Annotated in this window: 22 protein-coding genes; 7 read left to right on the forward strand and 15 right to left on the reverse strand. The window is 69.0% G+C overall.

Features of this window, described 5'->3' with window-relative positions:
• Positions 1 to 14: 14 nt before the first annotated feature.
• Positions 15 to 1091 carry an A/G-specific adenine glycosylase gene (locus BM353_RS13755; protein WP_245759659.1) on the reverse strand — a complete coding sequence of 359 codons (1077 nt, stop codon included), beginning with the start codon at positions 1089 to 1091 and terminating at the stop codon, positions 15 to 17.
• An 82-nt stretch (positions 1092 to 1173) separates the two neighbouring features.
• Between BM353_RS13755 and BM353_RS13760 the strand changes: the two genes are divergently transcribed.
• The gene (locus BM353_RS13760; protein ID WP_092081852.1) at positions 1174 to 1686 is read left to right on the forward strand and encodes a DUF721 domain-containing protein; all 513 of its coding nucleotides are present in this window, start codon (positions 1174 to 1176) and stop codon (positions 1684 to 1686) included.
• A gap of 17 nt (positions 1687 to 1703) precedes the next feature.
• Positions 1704 to 2378, forward strand: coding sequence for a DsbA family protein (locus BM353_RS13765; protein ID WP_092081854.1), 675 nt, complete (start codon positions 1704 to 1706; stop codon positions 2376 to 2378).
• 7 nt (positions 2379 to 2385) lie between these two features.
• Here BM353_RS13765 and lpxK read toward each other — a convergent pair whose 3' ends face one another.
• The 10 genes from lpxK to xylF form a co-directional block, all read right to left on the reverse strand.
• Positions 2386 to 3375, reverse strand: coding sequence for a tetraacyldisaccharide 4'-kinase (gene lpxK, locus BM353_RS13770; protein ID WP_092081856.1), 990 nt, complete (start codon positions 3373 to 3375; stop codon positions 2386 to 2388).
• Positions 3375 to 4526, reverse strand: a complete 1152-nt coding sequence (locus tag BM353_RS13775; RefSeq protein WP_092081858.1) for a 3-deoxy-D-manno-octulosonic acid transferase — start codon at positions 4524 to 4526, stop codon at positions 3375 to 3377. The genes lpxK and BM353_RS13775 overlap by 1 nt, the downstream gene beginning before the upstream one ends.
• A gap of 12 nt (positions 4527 to 4538) precedes the next feature.
• Positions 4539 to 4781, reverse strand: a complete 243-nt coding sequence (locus BM353_RS13780; protein ID WP_092081909.1) for a DUF4170 domain-containing protein — start codon at positions 4779 to 4781, stop codon at positions 4539 to 4541.
• Positions 4782 to 4870: 89 nt separating this feature from the next.
• Positions 4871 to 5653, reverse strand: coding sequence for a 3'(2'),5'-bisphosphate nucleotidase CysQ (locus tag BM353_RS13785; RefSeq protein ID WP_092081859.1), 783 nt, complete (start codon positions 5651 to 5653; stop codon positions 4871 to 4873).
• Positions 5646 to 6992, reverse strand: coding sequence for a TldD/PmbA family protein (locus BM353_RS13790; protein ID WP_092081861.1), 1347 nt, complete (start codon positions 6990 to 6992; stop codon positions 5646 to 5648). Before BM353_RS13790 ends, BM353_RS13785 begins: the two co-directional genes overlap by 8 nt.
• Positions 6993 to 7127: 135 nt before the next feature.
• Entirely contained in the window at positions 7128 to 8429 is a 1302-nt protein-coding gene (gene xylA, locus BM353_RS13795) for a xylose isomerase (RefSeq protein WP_092081862.1), read from the reverse strand.
• Between the two features lies 1 nt (position 8430).
• Positions 8431 to 9870 carry a xylulokinase gene (xylB, locus tag BM353_RS13800; protein WP_092081864.1) on the reverse strand — a complete coding sequence of 480 codons (1440 nt, stop codon included), beginning with the start codon at positions 9868 to 9870 and terminating at the stop codon, positions 8431 to 8433.
• A gap of 3 nt (positions 9871 to 9873) precedes the next feature.
• Entirely contained in the window at positions 9874 to 10644 is a 771-nt protein-coding gene (locus tag BM353_RS13805; RefSeq protein WP_092081866.1) for an ATP-binding cassette domain-containing protein, read from the reverse strand.
• 3 nt (positions 10645 to 10647) lie between these two features.
• On the reverse strand, positions 10648 to 11937 hold the full coding sequence (locus BM353_RS13810; RefSeq protein ID WP_092081868.1) for a sugar ABC transporter permease: 1290 nt from the start codon (positions 11935 to 11937) through the stop codon (positions 10648 to 10650).
• A 94-nt stretch (positions 11938 to 12031) separates the two neighbouring features.
• Positions 12032 to 13057, reverse strand: coding sequence for a D-xylose ABC transporter substrate-binding protein (gene xylF, locus BM353_RS13815; protein ID WP_092081870.1), 1026 nt, complete (start codon positions 13055 to 13057; stop codon positions 12032 to 12034).
• A gap of 64 nt (positions 13058 to 13121) precedes the next feature.
• Here xylF and BM353_RS17180 point away from each other — a divergent pair, with 64 nt between their 5' ends.
• From BM353_RS17180 to BM353_RS13825, 3 genes are read left to right on the forward strand one after another with little or no spacing between them, the layout of a single operon-like run.
• Positions 13122 to 13250, forward strand: a complete 129-nt coding sequence (locus tag BM353_RS17180; protein WP_281248126.1) for a hypothetical protein — start codon at positions 13122 to 13124, stop codon at positions 13248 to 13250.
• A 29-nt stretch (positions 13251 to 13279) separates the two neighbouring features.
• Entirely contained in the window at positions 13280 to 14542 is a 1263-nt protein-coding gene (locus BM353_RS13820; protein WP_092081872.1) for an ROK family transcriptional regulator, read from the forward strand.
• Positions 14539 to 16041 carry a CRTAC1 family protein gene (locus BM353_RS13825; protein ID WP_092081873.1) on the forward strand — a complete coding sequence of 501 codons (1503 nt, stop codon included), beginning with the start codon at positions 14539 to 14541 and terminating at the stop codon, positions 16039 to 16041. Before BM353_RS13820 ends, BM353_RS13825 begins: the two co-directional genes overlap by 4 nt.
• Before the next feature lie 9 nt (positions 16042 to 16050).
• Here BM353_RS13825 and BM353_RS13830 read toward each other — a convergent pair whose 3' ends face one another.
• The gene (locus tag BM353_RS13830) at positions 16051 to 17379 is read right to left on the reverse strand and encodes a cytochrome-c peroxidase (protein WP_092081875.1); all 1329 of its coding nucleotides are present in this window, start codon (positions 17377 to 17379) and stop codon (positions 16051 to 16053) included.
• Between the two features lie 112 nt (positions 17380 to 17491).
• Between BM353_RS13830 and BM353_RS13835 the strand changes: the two genes are divergently transcribed.
• On the forward strand, positions 17492 to 18265 hold the full coding sequence (locus tag BM353_RS13835; RefSeq protein WP_092081877.1) for a LamB/YcsF family protein: 774 nt from the start codon (positions 17492 to 17494) through the stop codon (positions 18263 to 18265).
• A gap of 4 nt (positions 18266 to 18269) precedes the next feature.
• On the opposite strand, the gene BM353_RS13840 is transcribed toward BM353_RS13835, so the two are convergent.
• Entirely contained in the window at positions 18270 to 18899 is a 630-nt protein-coding gene (locus tag BM353_RS13840) for a hypothetical protein (RefSeq protein WP_092081878.1), read from the reverse strand.
• Between the two features lie 152 nt (positions 18900 to 19051).
• Here BM353_RS13840 and BM353_RS13845 point away from each other — a divergent pair, with 152 nt between their 5' ends.
• On the forward strand, positions 19052 to 20527 hold the full coding sequence (locus BM353_RS13845; RefSeq protein ID WP_092081879.1) for an NAD-dependent succinate-semialdehyde dehydrogenase: 1476 nt from the start codon (positions 19052 to 19054) through the stop codon (positions 20525 to 20527).
• Positions 20528 to 20530: 3 nt separating this feature from the next.
• Here BM353_RS13845 and BM353_RS13850 read toward each other — a convergent pair whose 3' ends face one another.
• Together BM353_RS13850 and xsc are read right to left on the reverse strand one after the other, a co-directional pair.
• Positions 20531 to 21667, reverse strand: coding sequence for an acetate/propionate family kinase (locus tag BM353_RS13850; protein ID WP_092081880.1), 1137 nt, complete (start codon positions 21665 to 21667; stop codon positions 20531 to 20533).
• Between the two features lie 6 nt (positions 21668 to 21673).
• Entirely contained in the window at positions 21674 to 23446 is a 1773-nt protein-coding gene (xsc, locus tag BM353_RS13855) for a sulfoacetaldehyde acetyltransferase (protein WP_092081881.1), read from the reverse strand.
• Between the last annotated feature and the right edge of the window lie 142 nt (positions 23447 to 23588).

Raw genomic sequence — 23588 nt, forward strand, 5'->3', positions numbered from 1 at the left:
GGGCAGAGCATCCCTCAATCAGGACGTTGCGTCGCCGCGAGGTCGAACACCTTCCGCATCACGGTGGGCAGGTCGGAGGGGCGAAACGCCTCGGGCGGCAGGAATTGCCCGCGCGACGGCGCGGCGCTCAACGGCACGTGGGCAACGCGCAGCGAGAGGCGCAGGTGGAAATGGGTGAAGGTGTGGCGGGCCTCGGTGCTCAGGGCGATCCAGTCCGCCTCCAGCGGCGGGGTCTCCTGCGGCGCGTCGCCCCAGTCGGAGCCGGGCCAGCCGAGCATCCCCCCGAGCAGGCCCGTGTCCGGCCGCCGCTCCAGCAGCCAGGCGCCATCCTCGCGCAGGGCGACATAGGCGATGCCCAGCCGAACGGGCTTGGGCTGTTTCGGCGTCTTCTTCGGCAGTTCCGCCGCCGTTCCCGCTGCCTGCGCGGCGCAGGGGGCGCGCCACGGGCAGATCCCACACGCCGGGTTGCGCGGGGTGCAGACCGTCGCCCCGAGATCCATCACCGCCTGGGCATAATCGCCCGGCCGGGCCTTGGGCGTGAGCGCCGCGGCATAGGCGGTGAGGCGGGGCTTGGCGGCGGGCAGGGGCGTGGGGTCATTGTGCAGCCGGGCCATGACCCGCTCGACATTGCCATCCACCACCGTGGCCGGCAGATCGAAGGCGATCGCGCCGATGGCCGCCGCCGTATAGGGGCCGATACCAGGCAGGGCGCGCAGCCCCTCGATCGTCCGCGGAAAGGCGCCGCCGTGCTCGCCCGCCACGATCCGCGCGCATTTCAGCAGGTTGCGCGCCCGGGCGTAGTAGCCGAGCCCGGCCCATTCGCCCATGACGCGCGCGTCCTCCGCCGCGGCGAGTTCCCCGACAGTGGGCCAGAGCGCGGTGAACCGGTCGAAATAGGCTTTGACGGCCGCGACGGTTGTCTGTTGCAGCATGATCTCCGACAGCCAGACGCGATAGGGATCGGGCGCCTCGCCCGCCGCCCGCGCCGCCGGGCCCACGCGCCACGGGAGCGCGCGGGCATGCGCATCGTACCAGCCAAGCAGCTCACGGCTCAGCCCGGTGTCGCGTCCCTCACCCTGCCCGTCACGCAATCTTTATCTCCTCCTTCGCCGCAATTCGCTGGCGCCCTTTGGCCGCGTCTCTAAAATAGGGCGCGCGAGAAGGAAACAATTGATGGCCTACCGGCAAAGCACCACGCGTGGTTTCAAACGCACCGCGACGCTCCTTGAGGGGCGGATTCGGCGCGCGTCGGAATCGCGCGGCTTTGCGCAAACGCGGCTGTTGACCCATTGGGAAGAGATCGCCGGCGCCGAGACGGCGGCGATGTCGCGCCCGGTCGAGGTGTCCTACGGGCGCAAGGGCTTCGGCGCGACGCTCACCCTGCTGACCACCGGCGCCAGTGCCCCGCTACTTGAGATGCAGAAGGAGGCGATCCGCCGCAAGGTCAACGCCTGCTACGGCTACAACGCCATCGCCCGCATTCGAATCACCCAGACCGCCGCCACCGGTTTTGCCGAGGGTGAGGTCTCATTCGCCCATGGCCGGGCGAAACGGCGCGCCGAGGCCATCGCGGACCCGGCAGTCTGCAAGGCTGCGACCGAGATGGCCCATCCCGTCGGCGATGACGGGCTGCGCCAGGCGCTGGAGCTTCTCGCCCGAAACGTCTTGTCCAAGCAAAAACCCTGATCAAAGGAGCGATCTACATGTCGCGGACCCTCATGCTCGCAGCGGCGCTCGCCGGTGTTGCCGCCTTCGGCGCTTTCCGTATCGCCAACACCCCGTCGGAGACCGCCGGGATCGAAGCCTATTACCCCGGCGCCGCGCACGCGCAGGACGGCGCTCTGGATCCCGCGGACGTGGTGGAGATGACGCTCGGCGATCCGGATGCGCCGGTGACGGTGGTGGAATACGCCTCCTTTACCTGCCCCCACTGCGCGAATTTCCACGCGGTGAACTACGAGAAGCTCAAGGCCGAGTACATCGACACCGGCAAGGTGCATTTCATCTACCGCGAGGTCTATTTCGATCTGCCCGGACTCTGGGCGTCGATGGTGGCGCGCTGTGGTGGCGACATGCGGTTCTTCGGGATCGCCGACATGATCTATGAGCGCCAGAAAGACTGGCTCGGCTCCGGCGACCGCGCCGAGATCGAGCAGGAGCTGCGCAAGATCGGCAAGCTCGCGGGTCTGGGCGAGGATGAGCTCGCAAGCTGCATGACCGATGAGGCCAAGGCGCGTCAGCTCGTGGCCTGGTACCAGCAGAACGCCGAGAAGGAGGGCATCAACTCGACCCCGTCCTTCGTGATTGACGGGCAGCTCTATTCCAACATGGCGTGGGATGAATTCTCGTCGGTGCTCGACGACAAGATCGGCGGCTAACGGCCTTTCAGAACAGCGCGTCGAGGGCGCGGCGCATCTCGACCGCGTCCTCCAGCCGCAACCGCACCGGCAGGGTCAGCACGCGCGCGCGCATCTCGGCCGGCAGGCGGACGGCGTCTTTCTCGGTGGTGACAAGCTGCGCGCCCGCGGATGCGGCATCGCGCTCCAGCCGCGACAGAAGCGCGGGGCTCAGGCGCTGGTGATCGCTCAGCGGGACCTCGCCCACCAACTCGGCGCCGAGCCCGCGCAGGGTAGTGAAAAATTTCTCGGGGTAGGCGATCCCGGCGAAGGCGAGCGCGCGCAGGCCGGCCCAGTCCATCCCGGTCTGGAGCGGCTCCAGCGCGGCGGCGATGCGCGGGACCGTGATCGCCGCGCCCCAGTCCGAGGCAAAGGCCGTCTGCGCCGCCTCCGGCCCGATCGACAGCACCAGATCGGCGCGCCGCATCCCCACGGCGACGGGCTCGCGTAACGGGCCGGCCGGAATGCAGCGCCCGTTGCCGAAGCCCCGGGCGGCATCGACCACCAGAACAGAGAGGTCCTTGGCGAGGGCGGGGCTTTGGAACCCGTCATCGAGCAGGATCACATCCGCGCCCGCCGCCTCCGCCGCCGCTGCCCCCGCCGCGCGGTCCCGCGCGACCCAGACAGGACAGAAAGCCGCGATGAGCAGAGGCTCGTCGCCCGTCTCACCCGCGCTGTGTCGCCGCGGATCGACTTGAATCGGCCCTTCGATCGAGCCGCCGAACCCGCGCGAGACCACGTGCGGGCGATGGCCGGTCTCCTGGAGCATCTGCTGCAACGCGATGACGGTGGGCGTCTTGCCGGTGCCTCCCGCGCTGAGATTGCCGACGCAGATCACCGGGATGCCCGGGCGCGCGGGCTGCGCGCGCGCGATCCGGCGCGCGGTTGCCGCGCCATAGAGCCGGCCGAGTGGGGAAAGCAGCCGCGCTTGCCAGCCGGGCGCGGAGGGTGGGTTTTGCCAGAACGGCGGCGCGCGCATCAGATCGCCCCTCCCTCTTCGAGACGTTCGGTGATGGCCGCGATCAGCCGGTCGCTCGCCGCCGCCCCGTCGCTCGCCACGACCCAGGCGGCATGGGCCTGTGCCGCGGCTTGATCGGGGGCGAGCAGCCGCTGCAACCCCTGCGCCAGTGAGCCGGAATCATTGACGATCCGCGCCGCCCCCGCGCTGGCCAGCCGGCTGTAGCTCGCGACGAAAGGCCCGACGTTGGGGCCATAGAGGATCGCGGAGCCGAGCGCCGCCGCCTCGAACGGATCGCACCCGCCGCCCCCCGCCACCAGCGACGAGCCAAGGAAGGAGACCGGCGCGAGCCGATACCACAGGCCCATCTCGAAAGGCCCGTCGACGACGTAGACCTCCGTCTGGCCGTCAATCGCCTCGCCGCGCCCGTGCTGGGCCACCTTCCACCCCTCGCGGCGCAGCTGCTCGGCGAGCGCGTCGTCCGTGTCGGGTTCGGCGGGCACGAGGATGAGCAGCAGCCGGTGGGCAGAGCGCAGCGCGCCGCGATGGGCGGCCATGACGGCGGAGGCCTCGGCGCGGGTCACCATCGCCGCGAGCCACACGGGGCGCGAGCCGATCTCGGCGGTCATCTCGTCCAGCGCATGTTCCGCCACGGGCAGCGCGATGCCGCCCTCGCCGAGCGGGCCGGTCACCTCGACATCGGCGCCCGCCATCCCGAGCCGGATCAGCCGGCCCCGCGCTTCCGTGCTCGGCACCAGCGCGCGGGCGGCGAAGCGCAGCGCCGCATGGGCCGGTGCGCGCAGCCAGGGTCGCCGCTCGGTGGGCAGGTCCACCGCGTCCAGCCCGGCGAGCAGGATAGGGATGCCCTGCGCGTGGATCTCCGAGAGGCAGCGCAGCCGCTCGCCCCCCTCGGACCAGACCGCGACCGCCGGCGCCTCCTCGGCGAGCATCGCCGCGAGCCCGCCGCCGGAGGGCAGGGGCTGGGCGCGGCTTGCGGGGTGCAGGCGCGCGGCGGGCATGGTTACATCCCCGGGATGGGTGAGGAGCAGGCGGATCGACGGATCGATCCCCTCCAGCCGCCAGCCAAGGCGCGAGAGCGCCAGCAGCAACCCCGCCTCCGCCCCATGCGCCCAGACAAGCGGGCCGTCATCGCCCGGACGGCGCTGTGCCACCGGCGACCCGGATCAATCCAGCTCGGCGGTCGGCGACGCCGCGAGCTCCTCATCGCGCAGCCGGTGAAGATGGGCGATGAAATAGCGCATATGGGCGTTGTCGACGGTCTTCTGGGCGATGGCCTTCCAGGCGTCATAGGCACTGGCATAGTCGGGAAAGATCCCCACGATGTCGATGTCATCGACGTTCTTGAAGGCGGTCTTCGTCGGGTCGACGAGCTCGCCGCCGAACACGAGGTGCAAACGCTGGGGCATGGGGGTCATCCTTGTGACTGGCTTTTGTCCGAAACGGGGCTGCCGCCGCAGCCTACAGGGGGGCGGCGGAGCGTCAAGCGGGGCGCGGGTCAGGGGCCGGCGGAGTAGGCCAGCCGATCGTGCAAACGGCTGTGCAGAAGGCGCGGCGCGACGACGAGCCCGTCGAGCAGCGGCGAGGGGCGGTTGAAGACAAGCGCGCGCCCTGCGCGGTCGCTCGCCGCGCCGCCCGCCTCCTCGACGATGAGCGCGCCGGCGGCCACGTCCCATTCCCAGGTGGGGCGAAAGGTGAAGCTCGCATCGAACCGCCCCTGGGCCACGGCGCAGAGCCGGTAGGCCAGCGAGGGGCGGAGCGTCATGTCAAAGGCGGGCACCGGGCCGGTCCAGTGTTCGGGCAAAAGGTTGGGCTTTGCCGCGAGGATGGTCGCGCCGTCCGGCTCGGTCGCCGCGCTGACCGCAATCGGCGCGCCGTTGAGCGTCGCGCCCGCGCCGCGCGTGGCGGCAAAAAGCTCTTCGCGGATCGGGAAATAGGCCACGGCGTCGGTCACCCTGCCGTCCTCGACAACGGCCAGCGCATGGCCCCAGGTCTTCTTGTTGGCGATGAAACTGCGCGTCCCATCGATGGGATCGACGATGAAGCAGCGCGTCCGGGTGAGCCGCTCGGGATCATCCTCGCTCTCTTCCGAGAGCCAGCCGTAATCGGGGCGCGCATCGCGCAGAATCTCTTGCAAGGCGGCGTTGACGGCCAGGTCCGCCGCGCTCACTGGCCCCGCTCCGCCGGCTTTCTCGACCACGTCATAGCGGCCGCCGAAGTAGCCGCGCGCGATCTCGCCCGCCGCTTCGGCCGCCCGGGTGAGAAGCTCCAGATCAGTCACCGGCCAGCGTCATCCCCTCCACCAACAGCGACGGAACGACCCAGCTCGTCCACTCCCGCGCGTCGTTGGCGGGCACGATGCTGCGCAGCATGTCGCGCAGGTTGCCGGCGATGGTGATCTCGTTGACCGGATAGGCGGGCGCGCCGTTCTCGATCCAGAGCCCGGAGGCGCCGCGGGAATAATCGCCGGTGTTGGGGTTGATCGTCGAGCCGATGAGGCCGGTCACAAGCAGCCCGGTGCCCATCTCGGCCATTAGTGCGTCGCGGCTCTTGTCGCCCTGGGTCAGCGCCACGTTGGTGATGCCCGGCGAGGGCGGAGACGACACGCCCCGGCTCGCGCTCGCGGTGCTCTGCATCCCGAGCTTGCGGGCATTGGCCAGATCGAGCGTGTAGCTTTGCAGCACCCCGTCGCGAACAATCTCGCGCTGCGCGGTCGGCAGGCCCTCGGCGTCAAAGAGGCGGGAGGCGGCGGTGCGCGGGCGGTGGGGCGCCTCGGTGAGCGAGATCCCGGCGGGCAAGACGTCCTCGCCGAGCGCCTCGCGGAGCCAGGACGCGCCGCGCGCGACCGCCGCGCCGTTGGCGGCCGAGAGCAGGTGGCTGATCAGGCTGCGCGCGATGCGTTCGTCGAAGAGCACCGGGCAGGCCCCGGTCTTGGCGCGCCGGGCGCCCGCGCGGGCGAGGGTGCGTTCGGCGGCCAGCGCGCCGATCTCTTCGGGGCTGCGCAGGTCTTCGGCAAAGACGCGCACGTCGCTGTCGTAGTCGCGCTCCATCCCGGTGCCCTCGCCGGTGATGGCGATGCAGGAGATGCCGCGGTCGGTCCGCGCGTAGCCGGCCGAAAACCCGTTGGTCCCGGCAATCCAGACCCGGCGCTTGCCGTAGCCGGAGCTCGCGCGCTCGACCTGCGTGATGCCGCTGTGGGCCAGCGCGGCGGCTTCGGCGGCCCGCGCCTCGGCCTCCATCTCGGCGGGGTCCGGCTCGGGGGCCGGGTCGGCAAGCTCAAGCGCGGAGGTATCGCGCGCCGCGCTCAGCTGCTCGGGATCGGCGAGCCCCGCGTAGGGATCTTCGGGCGCCTCGCGCGCCATGGCGACGGCGCGTTCGGCCATCTCCTGCATGGTGCGGTCGGAAAGATCGGAGGCCGAGACCGTCGCCTGCCGCTGCCCGACAAAGACGCGAAGACCGATATCCGTGCTCTCCGAGCGTTCGGCGAGTTCGAGCGCGCCGCCGCGCATGTCCACATTGACCGACGTGCCGGCGATGGCGAGCGCATCGGCGGTGTCCGCGCCCGCGGCGCGCGCGGTGTCGAGCAAGCGTTGGGTGACCGTTTCGAGATCGTCGCGCATGAAAGCTCCCTGATGTCCTCGCTTTGGGGTAGAACCTGCACGCGCGGCGCGCAACCCCGGCGGGGCGCGCCGCATACGAAAAGCGGGCCCGAAGGCCCGCCCTTGCGTGATCTCGGGAGCCCCGCTCGGGAGGGCTCAGACGAAGCGGTTGACCCAGTTCTCCAGCCGCTCCTGCTGGCCGGAGACGGGCGCGGGGTTGATCGCCTCGCGGGTCACCCGCTCGGCAATGCTCTCCAGCGTGCCGGAGGTGAGCATCTCCTGCGCCTCGACGCTGTCCCACCCGGCGTAGCGCGCAGCCCGGCGCGTCTCGAGCCCGCCGTCCTCCAGCATCGCCGCCGCCGCCTTTAGCCCGCGCGCGCAGACATCCATCGCGCCCGCATGGGCGGCGATGAGGTCTGCCGGATCGAGCGATTGGCGCCGCAGCTTGGAGTCGAAGTTGGTCCCGCCGGTGGTGTAGCCGCCCGCGCGGAGGATCTCGTAATAGGCCAACGCCACTTCCGGTACGTTGTTGGGGAACTGGTCGGTGTCCCAGCCGGATTGGTAGTCGTTGCGGTTCATGTCGATCGAGCCGAAGATCCCGAGCGCCGCCGCCGTGGCGATCTCGTGCTCGAAGCTGTGCCCGGCGAGGATCGCGTGGCCCTGCTCGATGTTGACCTTGACCTCATTCTCCAGCCCGAAGCGCTTCAGCGTCCCGTAGACGGTCGAGACGTCGTAGTCGTACTGGTGCTTGGTCGGCTCCTGCGGCTTGGGCTCGATCAGGATCGTGCCGTCAAAGCCGATCTTGTGCTTGTACTCGACCACCATGGAGAGGAACCGCCCCATCTGCTCGCTTTCGCGCCCAAGGTCGGTGTTGAGCAGCGTCTCGTAGCCCTCGCGCCCGCCCCAGAGGACGTAGTTCGCGCCACCGAGCTTGTGGGTCGCATCCATGCAGGTCTTCACCGTGGCCGCGCCGAAGGCAAAGACATCCGGATCGGGGTTGGTGGCCGCGCCGGACATGAAGCGGCGGTGGCTGAAGAGGTTGGCCGTCCCCCACAGGAGCTTGGGCCCGCCCGCGGCCATCTTCTCGCCGATATAATCGACGATCTCTTCGAGATTGCGCGTGTTCTCGGCGAAATCCGCGCCCTCGGGGCGGATGTCCACATCGTGGAAGCAGAAGAACGGCTGGCCGAGGATGGCGAACATCTCGAAGGCCACGTCGGCTTTCAGCTTGGCGAGGTCCATCGTGCTGCCGAACCATGGCCGCTCGAAAGTGCGCCCGCCGAAGGGGTCGCCCCCCTCCCAGGCAAAGCTGTGCCACCATGCCACGGCGAAGCGGAGGTGATCCTCCATGCGTTTGCCGAGCACGATTTCATCGGGGTTGTAGTGGCGGAAGGCCAGATCGTCCCCGGCGTCGGGGGCGTAGGCAAGCGGGGCGATCCCCTCGAAAAACGCGGTCATGTCAGATCTCCTTCAAGGCGCGGTAGGTGGCGCGATAGCGGGCATGCGCGGCGGCGAAGTCCGGCTGCAGCGAGGTGTCGGGCGCGAAGGTCGCGGCGATGGGGGGCGGCGTGGCGATGGCGTCGAGCGGCGCGCCATCGGCCAGCATCGCCAGCCGGGCGGCGCCGAATGCCGCACCGAAATCGCCCTCGGCGGGGCGGGCCACGGGCATGTCGAGCAACGTGGCGAGCAGTTTGAGCCAGTAGTCCGACCGGCTCCCGCCGCCCACGGCGACGAGGCTGTCAATGCTGGTGCCTGTGCTGGTGAGCGCGTCGAGACAGTCGCGCACCGCAAAACCGACGCCCTCCATCACCGCGCGCGTACCGGCGGCGCGGTCGGTGCCGTGCGAGAGCCCGGTGAGAGCGCCGCGGATGCGCGCATCGTTATGCGGGGTCCGCTCGCCGCCGAGATAGGGCAGGAAGACCGTATCGCCCGGCGCCTGGAGCGCCTCGCCCAGTTCGGCATCGAGCGCGGCCGGGGCGGCGCCGGTGAGGCCGGCATACCAGTTCAGCGAATCCGTGGCCGACAGGATGACGCCCATCTGGTGCCAGGTGTCGGGCAGGGCGTGGCAGAAGCTGTGGACGGCGCTGGCGGCATCGGGGCTGTAGCTCTCGCAGGCGGCAAAGAGCACGCCAGAGGTGCCGAGCGAGACGAAGGCCGCGCCCGGGCGCACCACGCCCATCCCCACCGCCGAGGCGGCATTGTCGCCGCCGCCGCCAGCCACGACCACCTCGGGCCCGAACCCCCAGCGGCTCTGCAACTCGGGGCGCACCACGCCCGACGGCGCCGAACCTTCGATCAGCCGCGGCATGGCCGCGCGGCTGAGCCCGCTGAGCGCCAGAAGTTCGTCCGACCAGTCGCGCCGGCCGGTGTCGAGCCAGCTTGTCCCGGCGGAATCCGACATCTCCGAGACGGCCTCGCCAGTGAGCCAGAGCCGGAGGTAATCCTTGGGCAGCAGCACCGTGTCGATCTTGGCGAAAATCTCCGGCTCATGGGTCCGGACCCAGGCGATTTTCGGGGCGGTGAAGCCGGGAAAGACGATGTTGCCCGAGATCTCGCGCCAGCGCGGATCGGCATCCATTTCGGCGGCTTCGACGTGCGAGCGGGTGTCATTCCACAGGATGCAGGGGCGCAGCACGTTACCTTTGGCATCCAGAAGCGTCGCGCCGTGCATCTGGCCCGAAAGCCCGATCGCGCGCACGGCGCTCATGTCATGCTCGGCCGCCAGCGCGTCGATCACGGCGCTTGCGGCGGAGAGCCAGTCGGCGGGGAGCTGTTCGGACCATCCGTCCTGCGGGCGCGAGACCGAGAGCGGCGCGGTGGCTTCGCCCAGCACAGTCTGGTCGGCATCAAGCAGGAGGCCCTTGAGCCCCGAGGTGCCCAGATCAAGACCGAGATACATGGCTCAGGCGGCCTGTTGCGGCTGTTTGCCAAGGATGATCATGCCGAGGATGTCATCCTCGCTGACCTTGTCGACCTCGACGGTGCCCACGAGCTTGCCGTTCTTCATCACCGAGGCGCGGTCGCAGAGCGCCTTGACCTGATGAATGTCGTGGTCAATCAGGAAGATCCCGATGCCCTGTTTCTTGAGCTCGTCGATCAACTCGGCCACCATCCGCGTCTCTTCGACGCCGAGCGCGGCGGTCGGCTCATCCATGATCAGGATGCGCGCGTTGAAGTAGACCGCGCGGGAGATCGCCACCGATTGCCGCTGCCCGCCCGAAAGCGCCGAAACCGGCGCGTTGAACTTGCGGAAATTGGGGTTGAGCCGGCCCAGGATCTTGCGGGTTTCGGCCTCCATGCGCGCGTCATCCACAAGGCCCGTGGCCGTGGTCAGCTCTCGCCCGAGGAAGAGGTTGGAGGCCGCATCGAGGTTGTCGGCCAGCGCGAGGGTCTGGTAGATCGTCTCGATGTTGTGATCGCGCGCATCGCGCGGGTTGCGGATCGTGACTTTTTCGCCATTGACGTAGATCTCGCCCGCGTCGGGGTGATAGGCCCCCGAGAGGCACTTGATCAGCGTCGACTTGCCCGCGCCGTTGTGGCCCAGCAGGCCCACGACTTCGCCGGGATAGAGATCGACGGAGACGTCATCAACGGCATGAACACCGCCGAAGGAGATCGAGATGTTGCGCATCTCGACCAGCGGCGTGCCGGAACGGTCAATTGCTGTGGTCATGGATCAATCTCCTGTCCGGCGGCGGTAGATGATGTCGACCAGCACGGCCACGACGAGCACGATGCCGACAACGATGTTTTGATAGGGGGCGTCGACCCCGACCATGGCCATGCCCGATTGCAGCGACTGCATGATCAGCGCGCCGAGGATGGCGCCGTAGATCGTCCCGACCCCGCCGGCGAGCGCGGTACCGCCGATGACGGCCGCGGCGATGACGCGCAGCTCGTCGAGCGTGCCGATGTCGTTGGAGTGGAAGGTCTGGCGCGAGGCGGCGACGACCGCGGCGATGGCGCAGAGAATGCCCATGATCGCGAAGACCTTGACCGTGAGCATCCGGGTGTTGATCCCGGCGAGCTCTGCTGCGTCGGGGTTGCCGCCGGTGGCGAAGATGTAGCGGCCGAGTCGGGTGCGCTGCGCGACGATGGTCATGACGATCGCGACGATGATCAGCAGGAGCACCGAGATCGGCAGGCCGTAGGCCTCGGTGTAGCCCTCGGGCATGGTCTCGCCGCGCGCCTCGAACATGCGCTCAAGTCGGCGGGTCGGGACCTCGTAGGCATTGAGCACGGCGACAAAGCCGAGGATCGCAGCGGCGACGATGCCGCCGATGGTCAGCTCGGCCCAGACTGGCTTGACGGGGAATTCATGGCGGATGCGGGCGCGGCGGGCCTGCAGCAACCCGAGCCAGGCTGCGATCAGGCAGATGATGCCGAAGACCCAGCTCCAGGTCTCGCCGAGCGTGCCGTTGATGCCGCCGAAGAGCTGGAAGGTTTCGTCGAGCGGGCCGATGGTCTGGCCGCTGGTGAGGTGCCATGCGACGTTGCGCCAGACGAGCAGCCCGCCGAGCGTCACGATGAAGGCCGGGATCGTGAGGTAGCCCACGAGCCAGCCGTGGAAGCCGCCGATGATCACGCCGGCGGCGATGCCCACCACGATGGCGAGCGGCGCCACCATCGGATGGCCAAGCTCCAGCCCGAGCCAGCCCGGCGCGACGGCCGTTTGCATCATCGCCATGATGGCGGAGCATGTGGCGAGCACGGAGCCGACCGAAAGGTCGATATGCCGGGTCACGATGACAAAGACCATTCCGGTCGCCATGAGCGCCACGGAGACGGTCTGGATCGTGAGGTTGAAGACATTGCGCGGCGTGAGAAACCGGCCCTCCGTGAGGAGGTTGAACACGAGGCAGACGACGACGAAGGCGCCGATCATGCCGAGCAGCCGTGTGTCGATCTCAAGCGCCGCGAAGGCGGATTTCTTCTTGGGCCCTGCGGGGGCGTGAATATCGGTCATGTGGGGATCCGGGGAACGAGGCCAATTGTGCCTTCACCCCCGGGAGGGTGAAGGCGGCTGTGTATGCGGCCCGATTGGTGGACCGCATGGGTGCTCAATTACAGGGCGCGGGGCCGTTCTCGACACCTTGGCAAAGCGCTTCCTGGGTGATCCAGCCTGCGTCCACCACGGCGGTGAGGTTGTCTTGGGTCACCGGCACGGGCTTGAGGAAGATCGCGGTCAGCTCGGTCCCGTTCGGGGAGGTCCAGGTCTCGGCGCCTTCCACGTCGGCAGCAGCGGTGCCACCGGCCAGAGCCACGGCGATTTCACCGGCCGAGCGGCCGAGATCGCGTGCGTCTTTCCAGACGGAAACGGTCTGCGTGCCCTTGGCGACGCGGTTCAGAGCGGCGTGGTCGCCGTCCTGGCCGGACACCGGGATGCCGTCCATGCCTTGTGCCGCGAGGGCTGCGACGGCGCCGCCGGCGGTGCCGTCGTTGGAGGCAACGACCGCGTCGACGTTGTTGTCATTGGCGGTCAGGATCGATTCCATGTTGCGCTGTGCGTTCGCGGGCAGCCAGCCATCGGTGTAGGCTTCGCCGACGATGGTGATCGCGCCGCTGTCGATCGCGTCCTGCAGGACTTCCTGCTGGCCGCCGCGGAGGAAGTCCGCGTTGGGATCGGTGGGCGAGCCCTTGATCATGACGTAGTTGCCTTCGGGCGCGGCTTCGAGCACGGCGCGGGCCTGCATCCGGCCGACCTCGACGTTGTCGAAGGTCAGGTAGAAGGCGCGGCTGTCGTCGATCAGGCGGTCGTAGCCGACGATCGGGATGCCTTCATCCGTGGCGGCCTGCACGGCGGGGGTGATCGCCTGGCTGTCCTGCGCGAGGATGATGAGCGCGTCGGCGCCCTGGGCGATCAGGCTTTCCACGTCGGAGAGCTGCTTGGCCGAAGACGATTGCGCATCGGTGGAGATGTAGGATGCTCCGGCCGCGTCGAGCGCTTCCTTGATGGCGGCTTCGTCGGTCTTCCAGCGTTCTTCCTGGAAATTCGACCAGCTGACGCCAACGGTCAGGTCCTGGGCCAATGCAGATGTGGTAAATGCGGCAGACGCCATGGCCGCCGCGATAAATGCTCTACGCATTCTTGTCCTCCCATATGATCGCCAGACTTTGGCGACGCGACCTAAGCTGCCGCGCGGTGGAAAGATGGGCGAATTTAATTTTCTTGTCAAAATAAAAAATGGTGGAGTTTTGCGCATCTTGCGGGCAACCTATGGCTCGCGTGGCGAAAAAGCCCCGAATTGGGCAGATATCGGCATGGGAGGAGGGCTTTAGTTTGCCCAATAAATTAATTGGGAGGTGGAATGGCGGACCGTTTGCAAGAGCTGACCCTGCCTGCGGACGGGATCGGCCCGGTCCTCGAGGCAGGCGATTCGGCGGCGCCAATGCTCCGACGCGAGGTCTATGACTGCGTGCGCGCGGCGGGTCAGATCTCGCGGCGCGACGTGGCGCGGCGGCTCGACATCAGCCCCGCGACCGTGACCAATCTCGTCGCCGGTCTCCTCGGCGAAGGGCTCGTGGAAGAGGTCGAGACGCCTGCGCGCGAGACGACGCGCGGCCGCCCGCCCGTGGCGCTCAAGGTGCGCGCGGATGCAGGCTACGTGGCTGGCGTCATGCTCAGCGACGTGACCCATTCGGGCATCATCCTCGACTACGCGGGCAAGGCGGTGGCCGATGTCTCCCTGCCGCGGCGGGCGGGGCAGAGCGATACGAACGGGCTGCTCCAGGAGGCCGAGGCGGTCTATCGCGCGCTGCTCAAGGACGGCGGGATGAGCGCGGCGGAGATCGATTGGCTTGGCGTCGGCCTTCCCGGCGTCGTCGATCACCAGCGCGGGGTCATAAACTGGTCGCCCATTCTGAGCGAGCGCGCGGTGCCCCTGGCCGATCTTCTGGCCGACCGGCTTGGCACGCGCGTGGTCATCGACAACGACGCCAACCTCGTGACGCTCGCCGAGCTGTGGTACGGCGCGGGCCGCCGGATCAGCAATTTCGCCGTGGTCACGATCGAGAACGGGCTCGGCATGGGGCTGGTGCTCGGCAACCGGGTCTACCGGGGGACGCACAGCGCCGGGCTGGAGCTCGGCCACACCAAGGTCCAGCTCGACGGCGCGCTGTGCCGCTGCGGCCAGCGGGGCTGCCTTGAGGCCTATGTCGCCGACTATGCGCTGGTGCGCGAGGCATCGGTGGCGATGGGGATCGGGCTATCGGGCGCGACCTCCTCGCAGGTCCTGCTGGAGAGCCTCTACGATCACGCCAAGGCGGGCAACGAGGCCGCGCGCGCGATCTTCCGCCGCGCCGGGCGCTATCTCGCGGTGGGGCTCTCGAACATCACGTCGCTCTTCGATCCCAGCCTGATCATCATTTCCGGCGGGCGGATGAAATTCGACTATCTCTATGCCGAAGAGGTCCTGACGGAGACCCGCGCGCTGTCGGTCAGTACGGGCAAGGATGCGCCGCCGATCGAGATCAACGCCTGGGGCGGGCTGGTCTGGGCGCGGGGGGCCGCGACGATGGCTCTGGCCGAAGCCTCCGCACGACGTAGCGCCGGAGAGGGGTTCGCCGCATGAGGGCGCTGGCGTTGGTGCTGGCGCTTCTGGCGCCCGGGCCTGGCGCGGCGGAGGTCCGGTTCGAGCCGGTGCCCGAGGCGCTGCCCGGCGGGCATCTTTACAGCGGCGGCTGGTCTCATTTCGTTGGCGGCGGGGTCGCGGTCTTCGACTGCAACGGCGACAATCGGCCGGAGCTCTTCATGGCCGGTGGCGCGTCCCCGGCGGCGCTCTTTCTCAACCGGTCCGAAGCCGGCAAGCTGCGCTTCGCGCGCGCCGAGCTGCCCCGGATCACCGGGGTAACGGGCGCCTACCCGCTCGACATCGACAGCGACGGAGCGGCCGATCTCGTCGTCCTGCGCGACGGGGAAAACATACTTCTGCGCGGGGAGGGCGATTGCGCCTTCAGCCGCGCCAACGAAGCTTGGGGCTTTGACGGTCGCGCGGCCTGGAGCACTGCGTTTTCGGCGACGTGGGAGGCGGGGCAAAGCTGGCCCACGCTGGCCATCGGCAACTATGTCGACCGCGCCGATCCCGAGGGGCCCTTCGGCACCTGCGACACCAACATGCTCTATCGCCCGAGCGGCGAGGGCTACGGGGCGCCACGCGCGCTGGAGCCGAGCTATTGCCCGCTGTCGATGCTCTTTTCCGACCGGGGCCGCGACCGGCCCGCCGATCTGCGCATCTCGAACGACCGCCACTATTACCTGCGCGGCGGCTACGAGCAGCTCCTGCGGCTCTCTGATCTGGCCTGGCTCGGGGAGGCGGAGGGCTGGCCGCGGGTGTCGATCTGGGGCATGGGCATCGCCAGCCGCGATCTCACCGGCGACGGGCTGCCCGAGGTCATGTCCACCTCGATGGGCGACCAGCTGTTGCAGATCGCCCGGCCCGATGGCGGCTATGACGCCGCGCCTTACGATCTCGGGACCTATGCCCAACGGCCCTTCATCGGCGATGACGGCCGCCCGGCGACAGGTTGGCACGCCGAGTTTGGCGATGTGAACAACGACGGCCGCGACGATCTCTTCATCGCCAAGGGCAACGTGGACCAGATGCCCTCCAACGCGATGGAGGATCCCAACAACCTGCTGTTGCAGGGCGCGGACGGGCGCTTCACCGAGGCCGCGCATCTGGCCGGGGTGGCCAGCGTTGCCCGGGGGCGCGGCGCGGCGCTTGCCGATCTGGATGGCGACGGGCGGCTCGATCTGGTGGTGGTCAACCGGCGCGCGGAGGCCGAGGTTTACCGCAACCTCAGCGATGGCGGCGCGTGGCTTGCGGTCTCGCTGCGGCAGGCGGGCGCGAACCGGGACGCCATCGGCGCTCGGATCGAGCTTGAGGCCGCCGGGCAGCGCCGCACGCGCGAGGTGACATCGGGCGGCGGCCACGCGGGCGGGGCGCTCGGACCGCAGCATTTCGGGCTCGGCACGGCGGAAGAGGCGCGTCTCAGGGTGCGCTGGCCGGACGGGGTCTGGAGCGACTGGCAGGAGAGCGGCGTCAACCGCCGGGTCCTGCTCTCGCGCTGAGCCGCGCGGTCACTGATCGACGGGCAGCCCGCTGGGCACAGTCTCGGGCACGCCGAGCCGGCCCGCGATGGCGCTCGTGTCCGTCAGCGCGTCGAGAAAGGCGAGGATCGCCGTGATCTCCTCGGCCTCAAGCGCAACGGGTTGCGCGGTAACGGCGGCGGCAATCGCTGCGCGCTCGGCGCTGTCCGCCAGCGGATCGAAGGCCCCCGGATGCAGCTCGGGGAGCCGGGCAGCGGCGGGATCATAACCGCCGCTCTGCCCCACGGGATCGATGTGAAACCGCAGGAAGGCGCCCAGATCGGTGTGGCTTCCCACATGGCCGTAGGGCCCGGTTTGGGCGACATTGCGCAGGCTCGGCGTGCGGAAGGCATAGGCGTCCTCGGCGCGGCCGGTCACACGCATTCGCCCCATGTCGCGGCGGTGGCTCTCGAAGCGCGCGGCCTTGCCCGGCCCGAATTGCGGCACGCCCATCGCATGAAACCCGTGGTCGGTCTGGAACGGGCCGGAGTGGCACCCGGCGCAGCGCGCTGGCCCGTAAAACAGCGCCATTCCCGCGGCGGCGGCCCCGGTCAGCGAGGCCTCGCCGCGCAGGTGGGCGTCAAACGGGCTCTGGTCGGCGCGCCACTCCACGGCGATGAAATCGGCGATGGCGTTGGAGATATCGGCAAAGCTGAGGGTCGCGGCGGGCCGGCCGAGCAGGGCCTCGAACCCGGCCGCATAGTCTGGAATGGCGCGCACCCGGGCCGAGATTTTCTCCCAAGCGCCATCGGGGCCGGTGATGAACCCCTGGCGGACGGCCTGGGCCACCTCGTTTTCGCTGTAATGCCCGGCCATTTCGTCCTGGCTCAGGACGGGAAACATCGTCTGGGCGGAGAGGAGGCTGTCGAATCCCTCGACCATCTCGGGGCCCATCGGCGTGCGAAAGCCCGAGGCGCGGGACGGGTCGGCTTCGATCCGGCCGTCGTGAAACAGCACGGTGAACTCATGTGCCCCGAGGTTGAAGAGCGCGGGCGCGTTGCGCGGGATCAGCTCTTCGGGCGGGTTGTCCGGATCCACCCGCCGGTCGGGCCCGAGCCCGATGCCGCCTTCCCCGAGCGAAAGCGAAACGCCGTCGCTCGTCCCGAAGCGGGGGTGATGGCAGGTGGCGCAGGAGATGTTGCGATTGCCCGACAGGATCGGATCGTAGAAAAGCTTGTGCCCAAGCGCGACGGAGGCGGGATCGGGGGCCATGAAATCGGCATCCGACACCGGCGCGGGCAAGGCGGCGCGCCCCGGCACATCGCCGGCGATCGCCGCCCCCGCAACGCAGATGATCCCCGCAACACTCGCCCAACGCATCGGCCCGTCCTCCCCGGCGCAGAGATGACCACCCCCGGCCCGCGCGCGCAAGAGGGCGCTTGATCACCGCCGCGATTGGCGGCAGGTCTGGGGGCGGACAGGGAGGCGCGGAATGCAGAGCCGGATCGATCTCAACGCGGATATGGGCGAATCCTTCGGCCCGTGGACCATGGGCGATGACGCCGCGCTGCTCGATGTGGTGAGCTCGGCCAATATCGCCTGCGGCTTTCACGCGGGCGATCCGGATGTGATGGCGGGCGTGATGCGGGGCGCGGTGGCGCGCGGTGTCGGGATCGGGGCGCATCCGGGCTTTGCCGACCTGCAGGGGTTCGGGCGGCGGCGGATGGCGCTTTCGCTCGAAGAGGTCGGCAATCTGGTGAGCTATCAGGTCGGCGCGGCCGCCGGGATGGCGCGGGCGGCGGGGGGCGCGCTGCGCCACGTCAAGCTGCACGGCGCGCTGTCCAACATGGCGAGCACCGATGCGGCCCTTGCCCGGGCCTGTCTCGACGCGGCGCTGCGGGTGGATCCGGACCTGATCATGGTTGTGCTGCCCGCGACGGCGCTGGAGGCCGAGGCGCGGGCGCTTGGCTGCGCCTGGGCGGGGGAGATCTTTGCCGACCGGGGGTATGAGGACGACGGTACGCTGGTGCCGCGCGGCTCAGAGGGCGCGATGATCGACACCGCCGAAGCGGCCGGCGCGCGCATACTGGAGATGCTGCGCCATGGCGCGCTGATCGCGCGGTCGGGCCGGCGCATCCCCGCCCGGATCGACACGATCTGCGTCCATGGCGACAGCGCCGAGGCGGTGGGCTTGGCCCGGGGCGTCCGGGGGGCGCTGGAGGCTGGCGGCGTCAGGCTGGAGCGCTTCGAGGGCGCGCGGGGCTGAGGGATCAGGCCGGTCCGGGCAACCGGCGCAGCAACCGCCGGATCCAGTTTTCCGCCGCGGGCAGCGTGATTGTCCCGCGGGGCGGGAGAGTTACGGTCTCGCGCGAGAGCGGCACGCCCGCTTTGAACGTCAGGACCTCGGCCTCGAGCGCCTCGCGGTTGGGCAAGCTGATCATCACCTCGGCGAGCCCGGCGACGGGGTAGGTGATGAACCCGCCGATGAGCTCAAGCTCGGCGACGCGCGGCGGCTCGGCCGTGTCCGTCCCGATGCAGGCGCTCATGGCAAGCAGCCCGTCGAGCGGGGTCGCGAAGGGCAGCGCGTTCTCAGGCGGATGCACCATCACCGACATCGCCTCGAACCCATGGTGTGCGCCGCCGGCGCGGAGCCCGATTGTTGCCGCGAGCACTTCGGTGAACTCATAGGTCCCCTCCTCGCGCAGCCGGGCGAAGGAGACCCGCCCCTCAGCATCGGCCAGCGGGGCCGGCGAGAGGCCGAAGACCGCCTCCAGATCCGCCGCCGGCAGCCGGACGAACAGCTGCAACTCGTCGTCGCGCCGATCGACCAGCACGGTCAGATCCGCGGCCCGCAAAAGCCCGGGCAAGAGGCAAAGGAAAAGGGCGGCCAACATGCGCATGGGCCGAGCCTAGCACGCAAGCGCGCGCGGTGGAGGGCCCACTTTTGTCGCTGTCGCCCCGCGCGCCCGCGCCGGCGCTGGACAAGCACGGGGCGAGGTGATTTGGCTGGGGCGGAAGATCCCCGGGATCGGTCATGAAACGGAGTGAACCCATGTTGGACAAAACCACAAACCTTGCCAGCCTCCTGAAAGATCCGGGCCTTCTGGTCGAGCGGGCCTATATCGGCGGTGCCTGGGTCGAGGGCGCGGACGGGCGCTTTGACGTGACAAACCCCGCGCGCGGCGATGTGATCGCGCAGGTCGCCGATGTAAGCCGGGCGCAGGTTGCCGAGGCCATCTCGGCGGCTGAAGCGGCGCAGCCGGGCTGGGCGGCGATGACGGGCAAGGAGCGCGCGGGCGTTATGCGCAAGTGGTACGATCTGATGATCGAAAACGCCGAGGACCTCGCGCTGATCCTGACCGCCGAAATGGGCAAACCACTGGCCGAGGCGCGGGGCGAGATCGCCTACGGCGCGAGTTACATCGAGTTTTTCGGCGAGGAGGCCAAGCGCATTTATGGCGAGACCATCCCCGGCCACCTGCGCAACACGCGCCTCATGGTGCTCAAGCAGCCCATCGGCGTGGTGGGGGCGATCACGCCGTGGAATTTCCCCAACGCGATGATCGCGCGCAAGGTCGCCCCGGCGCTCGCCGCCGGGTGCAGCTTCCTGTCGCGGCCCGCCGCCGAGACGCCGCTCTCGGCGCTGGCGATGGCCGTGCTGGCCGAGCGGGCGGGCGTGCCGGCGGGCGTCTTCAACGTGCTTCCCTCCACCAGCGCGAGCGAGGTCGGCAAGGAGTTCTGCGAGAATCCGGCGGTGCGCAAGCTGACCTTCACCGGCTCGACCGAAGTAGGCCGCATCCTGCTGCGGCAGGCGGCGGATCAGGTGATGAAATGCTCGATGGAGCTCGGCGGCAACGCGCCCTTCATTGTCTTTGACGACGCCGATCTCGACGCGGCGGTCGAAGGCGCGATGATGTGCAAGTTCCGCAACAACGGTCAGACCTGCGTCTGCGCCAACCGGATTTACGTGCAGGACGGGGTCTATGACGCCTTTGCCGCCAAGCTCGCCGAAGCGGTCCGCGCGCTCAAGGTGGGAGACGGGCTGGAGGACGGCACCGAAGCCGGCCCGCTCATCAGCGACAAGGCGGTCGAGAAGGTGCGCGAGCATCTGGCCGATGCTGAAGCGAAGGGCGGCTCGGTCGTGGTCGGTGGCAACCCCCATGACCTTGGCGGAACCTTCTGGGAGCCGACGCTGGTGACCGGGGTCACGCAGGAGATGAAGGTCGCCCGCGAGGAGACCTTCGGCCCGCTCGCCCCGCTGTTCCGCTTCAAGGACGAAGACGAGGTCATCGCCATGGCCAACGACACCATCTTCGGGCTCGCGAGCTATTTCTATGCCAAGGATCTCAGCCGGGTCTACAAGGTCGCCGAGGCGCTCGAATACGGGATCGTCGGGGTCAACACCGGCATCATCTCGACCGAGCTTGGCCCCTTTGGCGGGATCAAGCAGTCGGGCATGGGCCGCGAGGGCAGCCATCTCGGCATCGAGGACTACCTCGAGATGAAATACGTCTGCCTCAGCGTCTGAGGATCACCCCTGAAGCAGGCGCGCGGCCTCGCCGGCGATGCGCGCCTCTTCTGCTGCGGGGATGATCGCGGCGAGGATCGCGCCGTCTCCGATCACGGGGGCGGCGGCCTCGTTCAACGCGGGCTCGTAGCTGGCGCCGGTCCAGGCCAGGCGGTCCAGAATTCCCGCGCGGATGGGGGCGGCGTGTTCGCCGATCCCGCCGGTGAAGGCGATGGCGTCGAGCCCCTCCATCGCCGCGATCATCGAGCCCGCGGCCCGGGCGGCCCAGTAGGTGAAATGCGCGATCGCGAAACGCGCGGCGGGGCTCTCGGAGGCGAGCAGCGCGCGCATGTCCGATTGGCCGCCGAGCGCCTTGAGCCCCGATTTCTTGCCCAGCATCTCGCGCGCGCCATCGACTCCGAGCCGGTCGGCCAGGGCCAGCACGGCGCCCGCGTCAATCTCGCCTGCCCGCGTGCCCATGGTGAGGCCCGACAGCGGATCATACCCCATCGTGGTGGCGACCGAGCGCCCCTCGAGGATCGCGCAGAGCGAGGCGCCGTTGCCAAGGTGACAGGCCAGAAGGCGGCGCGGCAGGGGGCGGCCGGTCACACCCTCGAACCCATCCACGAGCGCGGCGTAGCTCAGCCCGTGAAAGCCCCACCGCCGCAGCCCGGCCGTCTCCGGCGCGTCGGGCAGGGCGTAGCGCGTGGCAAGCTCCGGCTGTGTGGCGTGAAACCCGGTGTCGAAACTCGCGCATTGGCGCAGGTCTGGCGCGCGTTGGGCGACCGCTTGAATCGCGGCGAGGGCGTGGGGCGTGTGGAGCGGTGCGAGGTGGGCGTTGCGCGCCAGTTCGGCCAGCGCATCCTCGGTCAGGCGGACGGGCGCGGTGAGCCGCGCGCCGCCATGCACGATCCGGTGCGCCGCGGCCCGAAGATCGGCCAGCGCTACACCGCACGCCTCCAGCCCGTTCAGCAGGGCATCGACCGCGGCGGCATGGTCGGCGATGGCCGCCGGGCGCGCCGCGCCGCCAATGCGCACCCGGGCCGCCCCGCCGATCCCGTCCACCTGCCCCGAAAGGCCGGTCTCGCCGCCCTCCACCAGCGCCATTTTCAGCGAAGAGGAGCCGGCATTGAGAACGAGAATGGCGCCGCGGTCCGGCATCGCGGATCAGACGGTCTGCGGTCGCATGTCCGCCGGGTCAATCCCGGCCACCGCGACGGGCTTTTTCATCGCATCGCGGCGGAAGGGTTCGCCCAGTTCCTGGTTGATCATCGCCTCGATAAGCGTCGTCTTGCCGTGCTCCATCTGGTCGCGGATCGCGGTCCGGAGCGCCTCGGTCAGCTCATCCATCGACCGCGCGGCGACGCCTTGAAGCCCGCAGGCGCGCGCGATCCCGGCGTAGGAGACGTCATCATCAAGCTCGGTGCCGACGAAATTGTCATCATACCAAAGCGTCGAATTGCGCTTTTCGGCGCCCCACTGATAGTTGCGGAAAACGACCATGGTGATCGCGGGCCATTCGGGCCGGCCGATGGCGGTGAGCTCGGTGGTGGCGATGCCGAAGGCCCCGTCGCCCGCGAAGCCCACGACCGGCACATCCGGGCAGCCGATCTTGGCGCCGATGATCGCGGGCAGCCCGTAGCCGCAGGGGCCGAAGAGCCCGGGCGCGAGGTATTTGCGCCCCGCCTCGAAGCTCGGGTAGGCGTTGCCGATAGCGCAGTTGTTGCCGATGTCGGAGCTGATGATCGCCTCTTTCGGCAGGGCCGACTGGATCGCGCGCCAAGCCATGCGCGGGCTCATCCACTCGGGCTTGGCGGCGCGGGCGCGTTCGTTCCATGAGGTGCCGGGATCGTCATCCTCATGGTCCATCGCGGCGAGCTGCTGCGCCCAGACCGATTTGCGCTGCGCGATCTTGTCGAGCCGCGCGCGTTTGGCCGGGGCTTCCACCTCGCCGATCCTCTCGCACAGGCTCTCGGCCACCTTCCGCGCGTCCCCGACGATCCCGACACTCACCGTCTTGGTGAGCCCGATCCGGTCGGGGTTGATGTCCACCTGAATGATCCTGGCGTCCTTGGGCCAGTAGTCGAGCCCGTAGCCGGGCAGGGTCGAGAACGGGTTGAGCCGGGTGCCGAGGGCGAGGACCACATCGGCCTCGCGGATGAGCTCCATCCCGGCCTTGGAACCGTTGTAGCCCAGGGGCCCCGCGAATTGCGGATGGGAGCCGGGGAAGGCGTCGTTGTGCTGGTAGCCGACGCAGACCGGCGCGGCGAGCTTTTCAGCCAGCGCGATGGTCGCCGGGATGGCGCCGGCAAGGACCACGCCCGCGCCATTGAGCATCACCGGGGATTTGGCGTCCGCGAGGAGAGCTGCGGCCTCGGCAAGTGCGCTTTCGCCACCGGAGGGGCGCTCGAACTCGACGATGGCGGGCAGCTCGATATCGATCACCTGCGTCCAGAAATCGCGCGGCACGTTGATCTGCGCAGGTGCGGATGCCCGGCGGGCGTTGAGGATCACACGGTTGAGCACTTCGGCGATCCGGCTCGGATCGCGGACCTCTTCCTGATAGGCGACCATGTCCTCGAAGAGCTTCATCTGCTCGACCTCCTGAAAACCGCCCTGACCGATGGTCTTGTTGGCGGCCTGCGGCGTGACCAGCAGGAGCGGCGTGTGGTTCCAGTAGGCGGTCTTCACGGCGGTGACGAAATTGGTGATGCCCGGCCCGTTCTGGGCGATCATCATCGACATCTTGCCCGAGGCGCGGGTGAATCCGTCGGCCATCATCCCGCCGGAACCTTCATGGGCGCAGTCCCAGAAGGTGATGCCGGCGCGGGGGAAAAGATCGGAAATCGGCATGAAGGCGGAGCCGATAATACCAAATGCGTGTTCAATGCCGTGGCGCTGCAACGTCTTCACGAAGGCTTCTTCGGTGGTCATGCGCATCGGTCTGGTCCTTTCGCTCAACGGTTTGACGCCTCTGTCAGTGGCAGGTCTCATGCAGGAATCCAAGACCATCCTTGCGCGGCCGGTCGAGCACCATCCGTTTTCTGATCGGTCAGAAAACGGTCCGGAAAATGACCGATCA

The organism is Poseidonocella sedimentorum, from assembly GCF_900116005.1.
Taxonomy (GTDB): Bacteria; Pseudomonadota; Alphaproteobacteria; order Rhodobacterales; family Rhodobacteraceae; genus Poseidonocella; species Poseidonocella sedimentorum.

Bases quoted from the DNA above. Each gene is read 5' to 3' on its own strand.
- BM353_RS13760 (WP_092081852.1), top strand. From the start codon at position 1,174: ATGGCCTACCGGCAAAGCACCACGCGTGGTTTCAAACGCACCGCGACG.
- BM353_RS13765 (WP_092081854.1), top strand. From the start codon at position 1,704: ATGTCGCGGACCCTCATGCTCGCAGCGGCGCTCGCCGGTGTTGCCGCC.
- lpxK (WP_092081856.1), bottom strand. From the start codon at position 3,375: ATGCGCGCGCCGCCGTTCTGGCAAAACCCACCCTCCGCGCCCGGCTGG.
- BM353_RS13780 (WP_092081909.1), bottom strand. From the start codon at position 4,781: ATGCCCCAGCGTTTGCACCTCGTGTTCGGCGGCGAGCTCGTCGACCCG.
- BM353_RS13790 (WP_092081861.1), bottom strand. From the start codon at position 6,992: ATGCGCGACGATCTCGAAACGGTCACCCAACGCTTGCTCGACACCGCG.
- xylA (WP_092081862.1), bottom strand. From the start codon at position 8,429: ATGACCGCGTTTTTCGAGGGGATCGCCCCGCTTGCCTACGCCCCCGAC.
- xylB (WP_092081864.1), bottom strand. From the start codon at position 9,870: ATGTATCTCGGTCTTGATCTGGGCACCTCGGGGCTCAAGGGCCTCCTG.
- BM353_RS13805 (WP_092081866.1), bottom strand. From the start codon at position 10,644: ATGACCACAGCAATTGACCGTTCCGGCACGCCGCTGGTCGAGATGCGC.
- BM353_RS13810 (WP_092081868.1), bottom strand. From the start codon at position 11,937: ATGACCGATATTCACGCCCCCGCAGGGCCCAAGAAGAAATCCGCCTTC.
- xylF (WP_092081870.1), bottom strand. From the start codon at position 13,057: ATGCGTAGAGCATTTATCGCGGCGGCCATGGCGTCTGCCGCATTTACC.
- BM353_RS17180 (WP_281248126.1), top strand. From the start codon at position 13,122: ATGGGCGAATTTAATTTTCTTGTCAAAATAAAAAATGGTGGAGTTTTG.
- BM353_RS13820 (WP_092081872.1), top strand. From the start codon at position 13,280: ATGGCGGACCGTTTGCAAGAGCTGACCCTGCCTGCGGACGGGATCGGC.
- BM353_RS13825 (WP_092081873.1), top strand. From the start codon at position 14,539: ATGAGGGCGCTGGCGTTGGTGCTGGCGCTTCTGGCGCCCGGGCCTGGC.
- BM353_RS13830 (WP_092081875.1), bottom strand. From the start codon at position 17,379: ATGCGTTGGGCGAGTGTTGCGGGGATCATCTGCGTTGCGGGGGCGGCG.
- BM353_RS13835 (WP_092081877.1), top strand. From the start codon at position 17,492: ATGCAGAGCCGGATCGATCTCAACGCGGATATGGGCGAATCCTTCGGC.
- BM353_RS13840 (WP_092081878.1), bottom strand. From the start codon at position 18,899: ATGCGCATGTTGGCCGCCCTTTTCCTTTGCCTCTTGCCCGGGCTTTTG.
- BM353_RS13845 (WP_092081879.1), top strand. From the start codon at position 19,052: ATGTTGGACAAAACCACAAACCTTGCCAGCCTCCTGAAAGATCCGGGC.
- BM353_RS13850 (WP_092081880.1), bottom strand. From the start codon at position 21,667: ATGCCGGACCGCGGCGCCATTCTCGTTCTCAATGCCGGCTCCTCTTCG.
- xsc (WP_092081881.1), bottom strand. From the start codon at position 23,446: ATGCGCATGACCACCGAAGAAGCCTTCGTGAAGACGTTGCAGCGCCAC.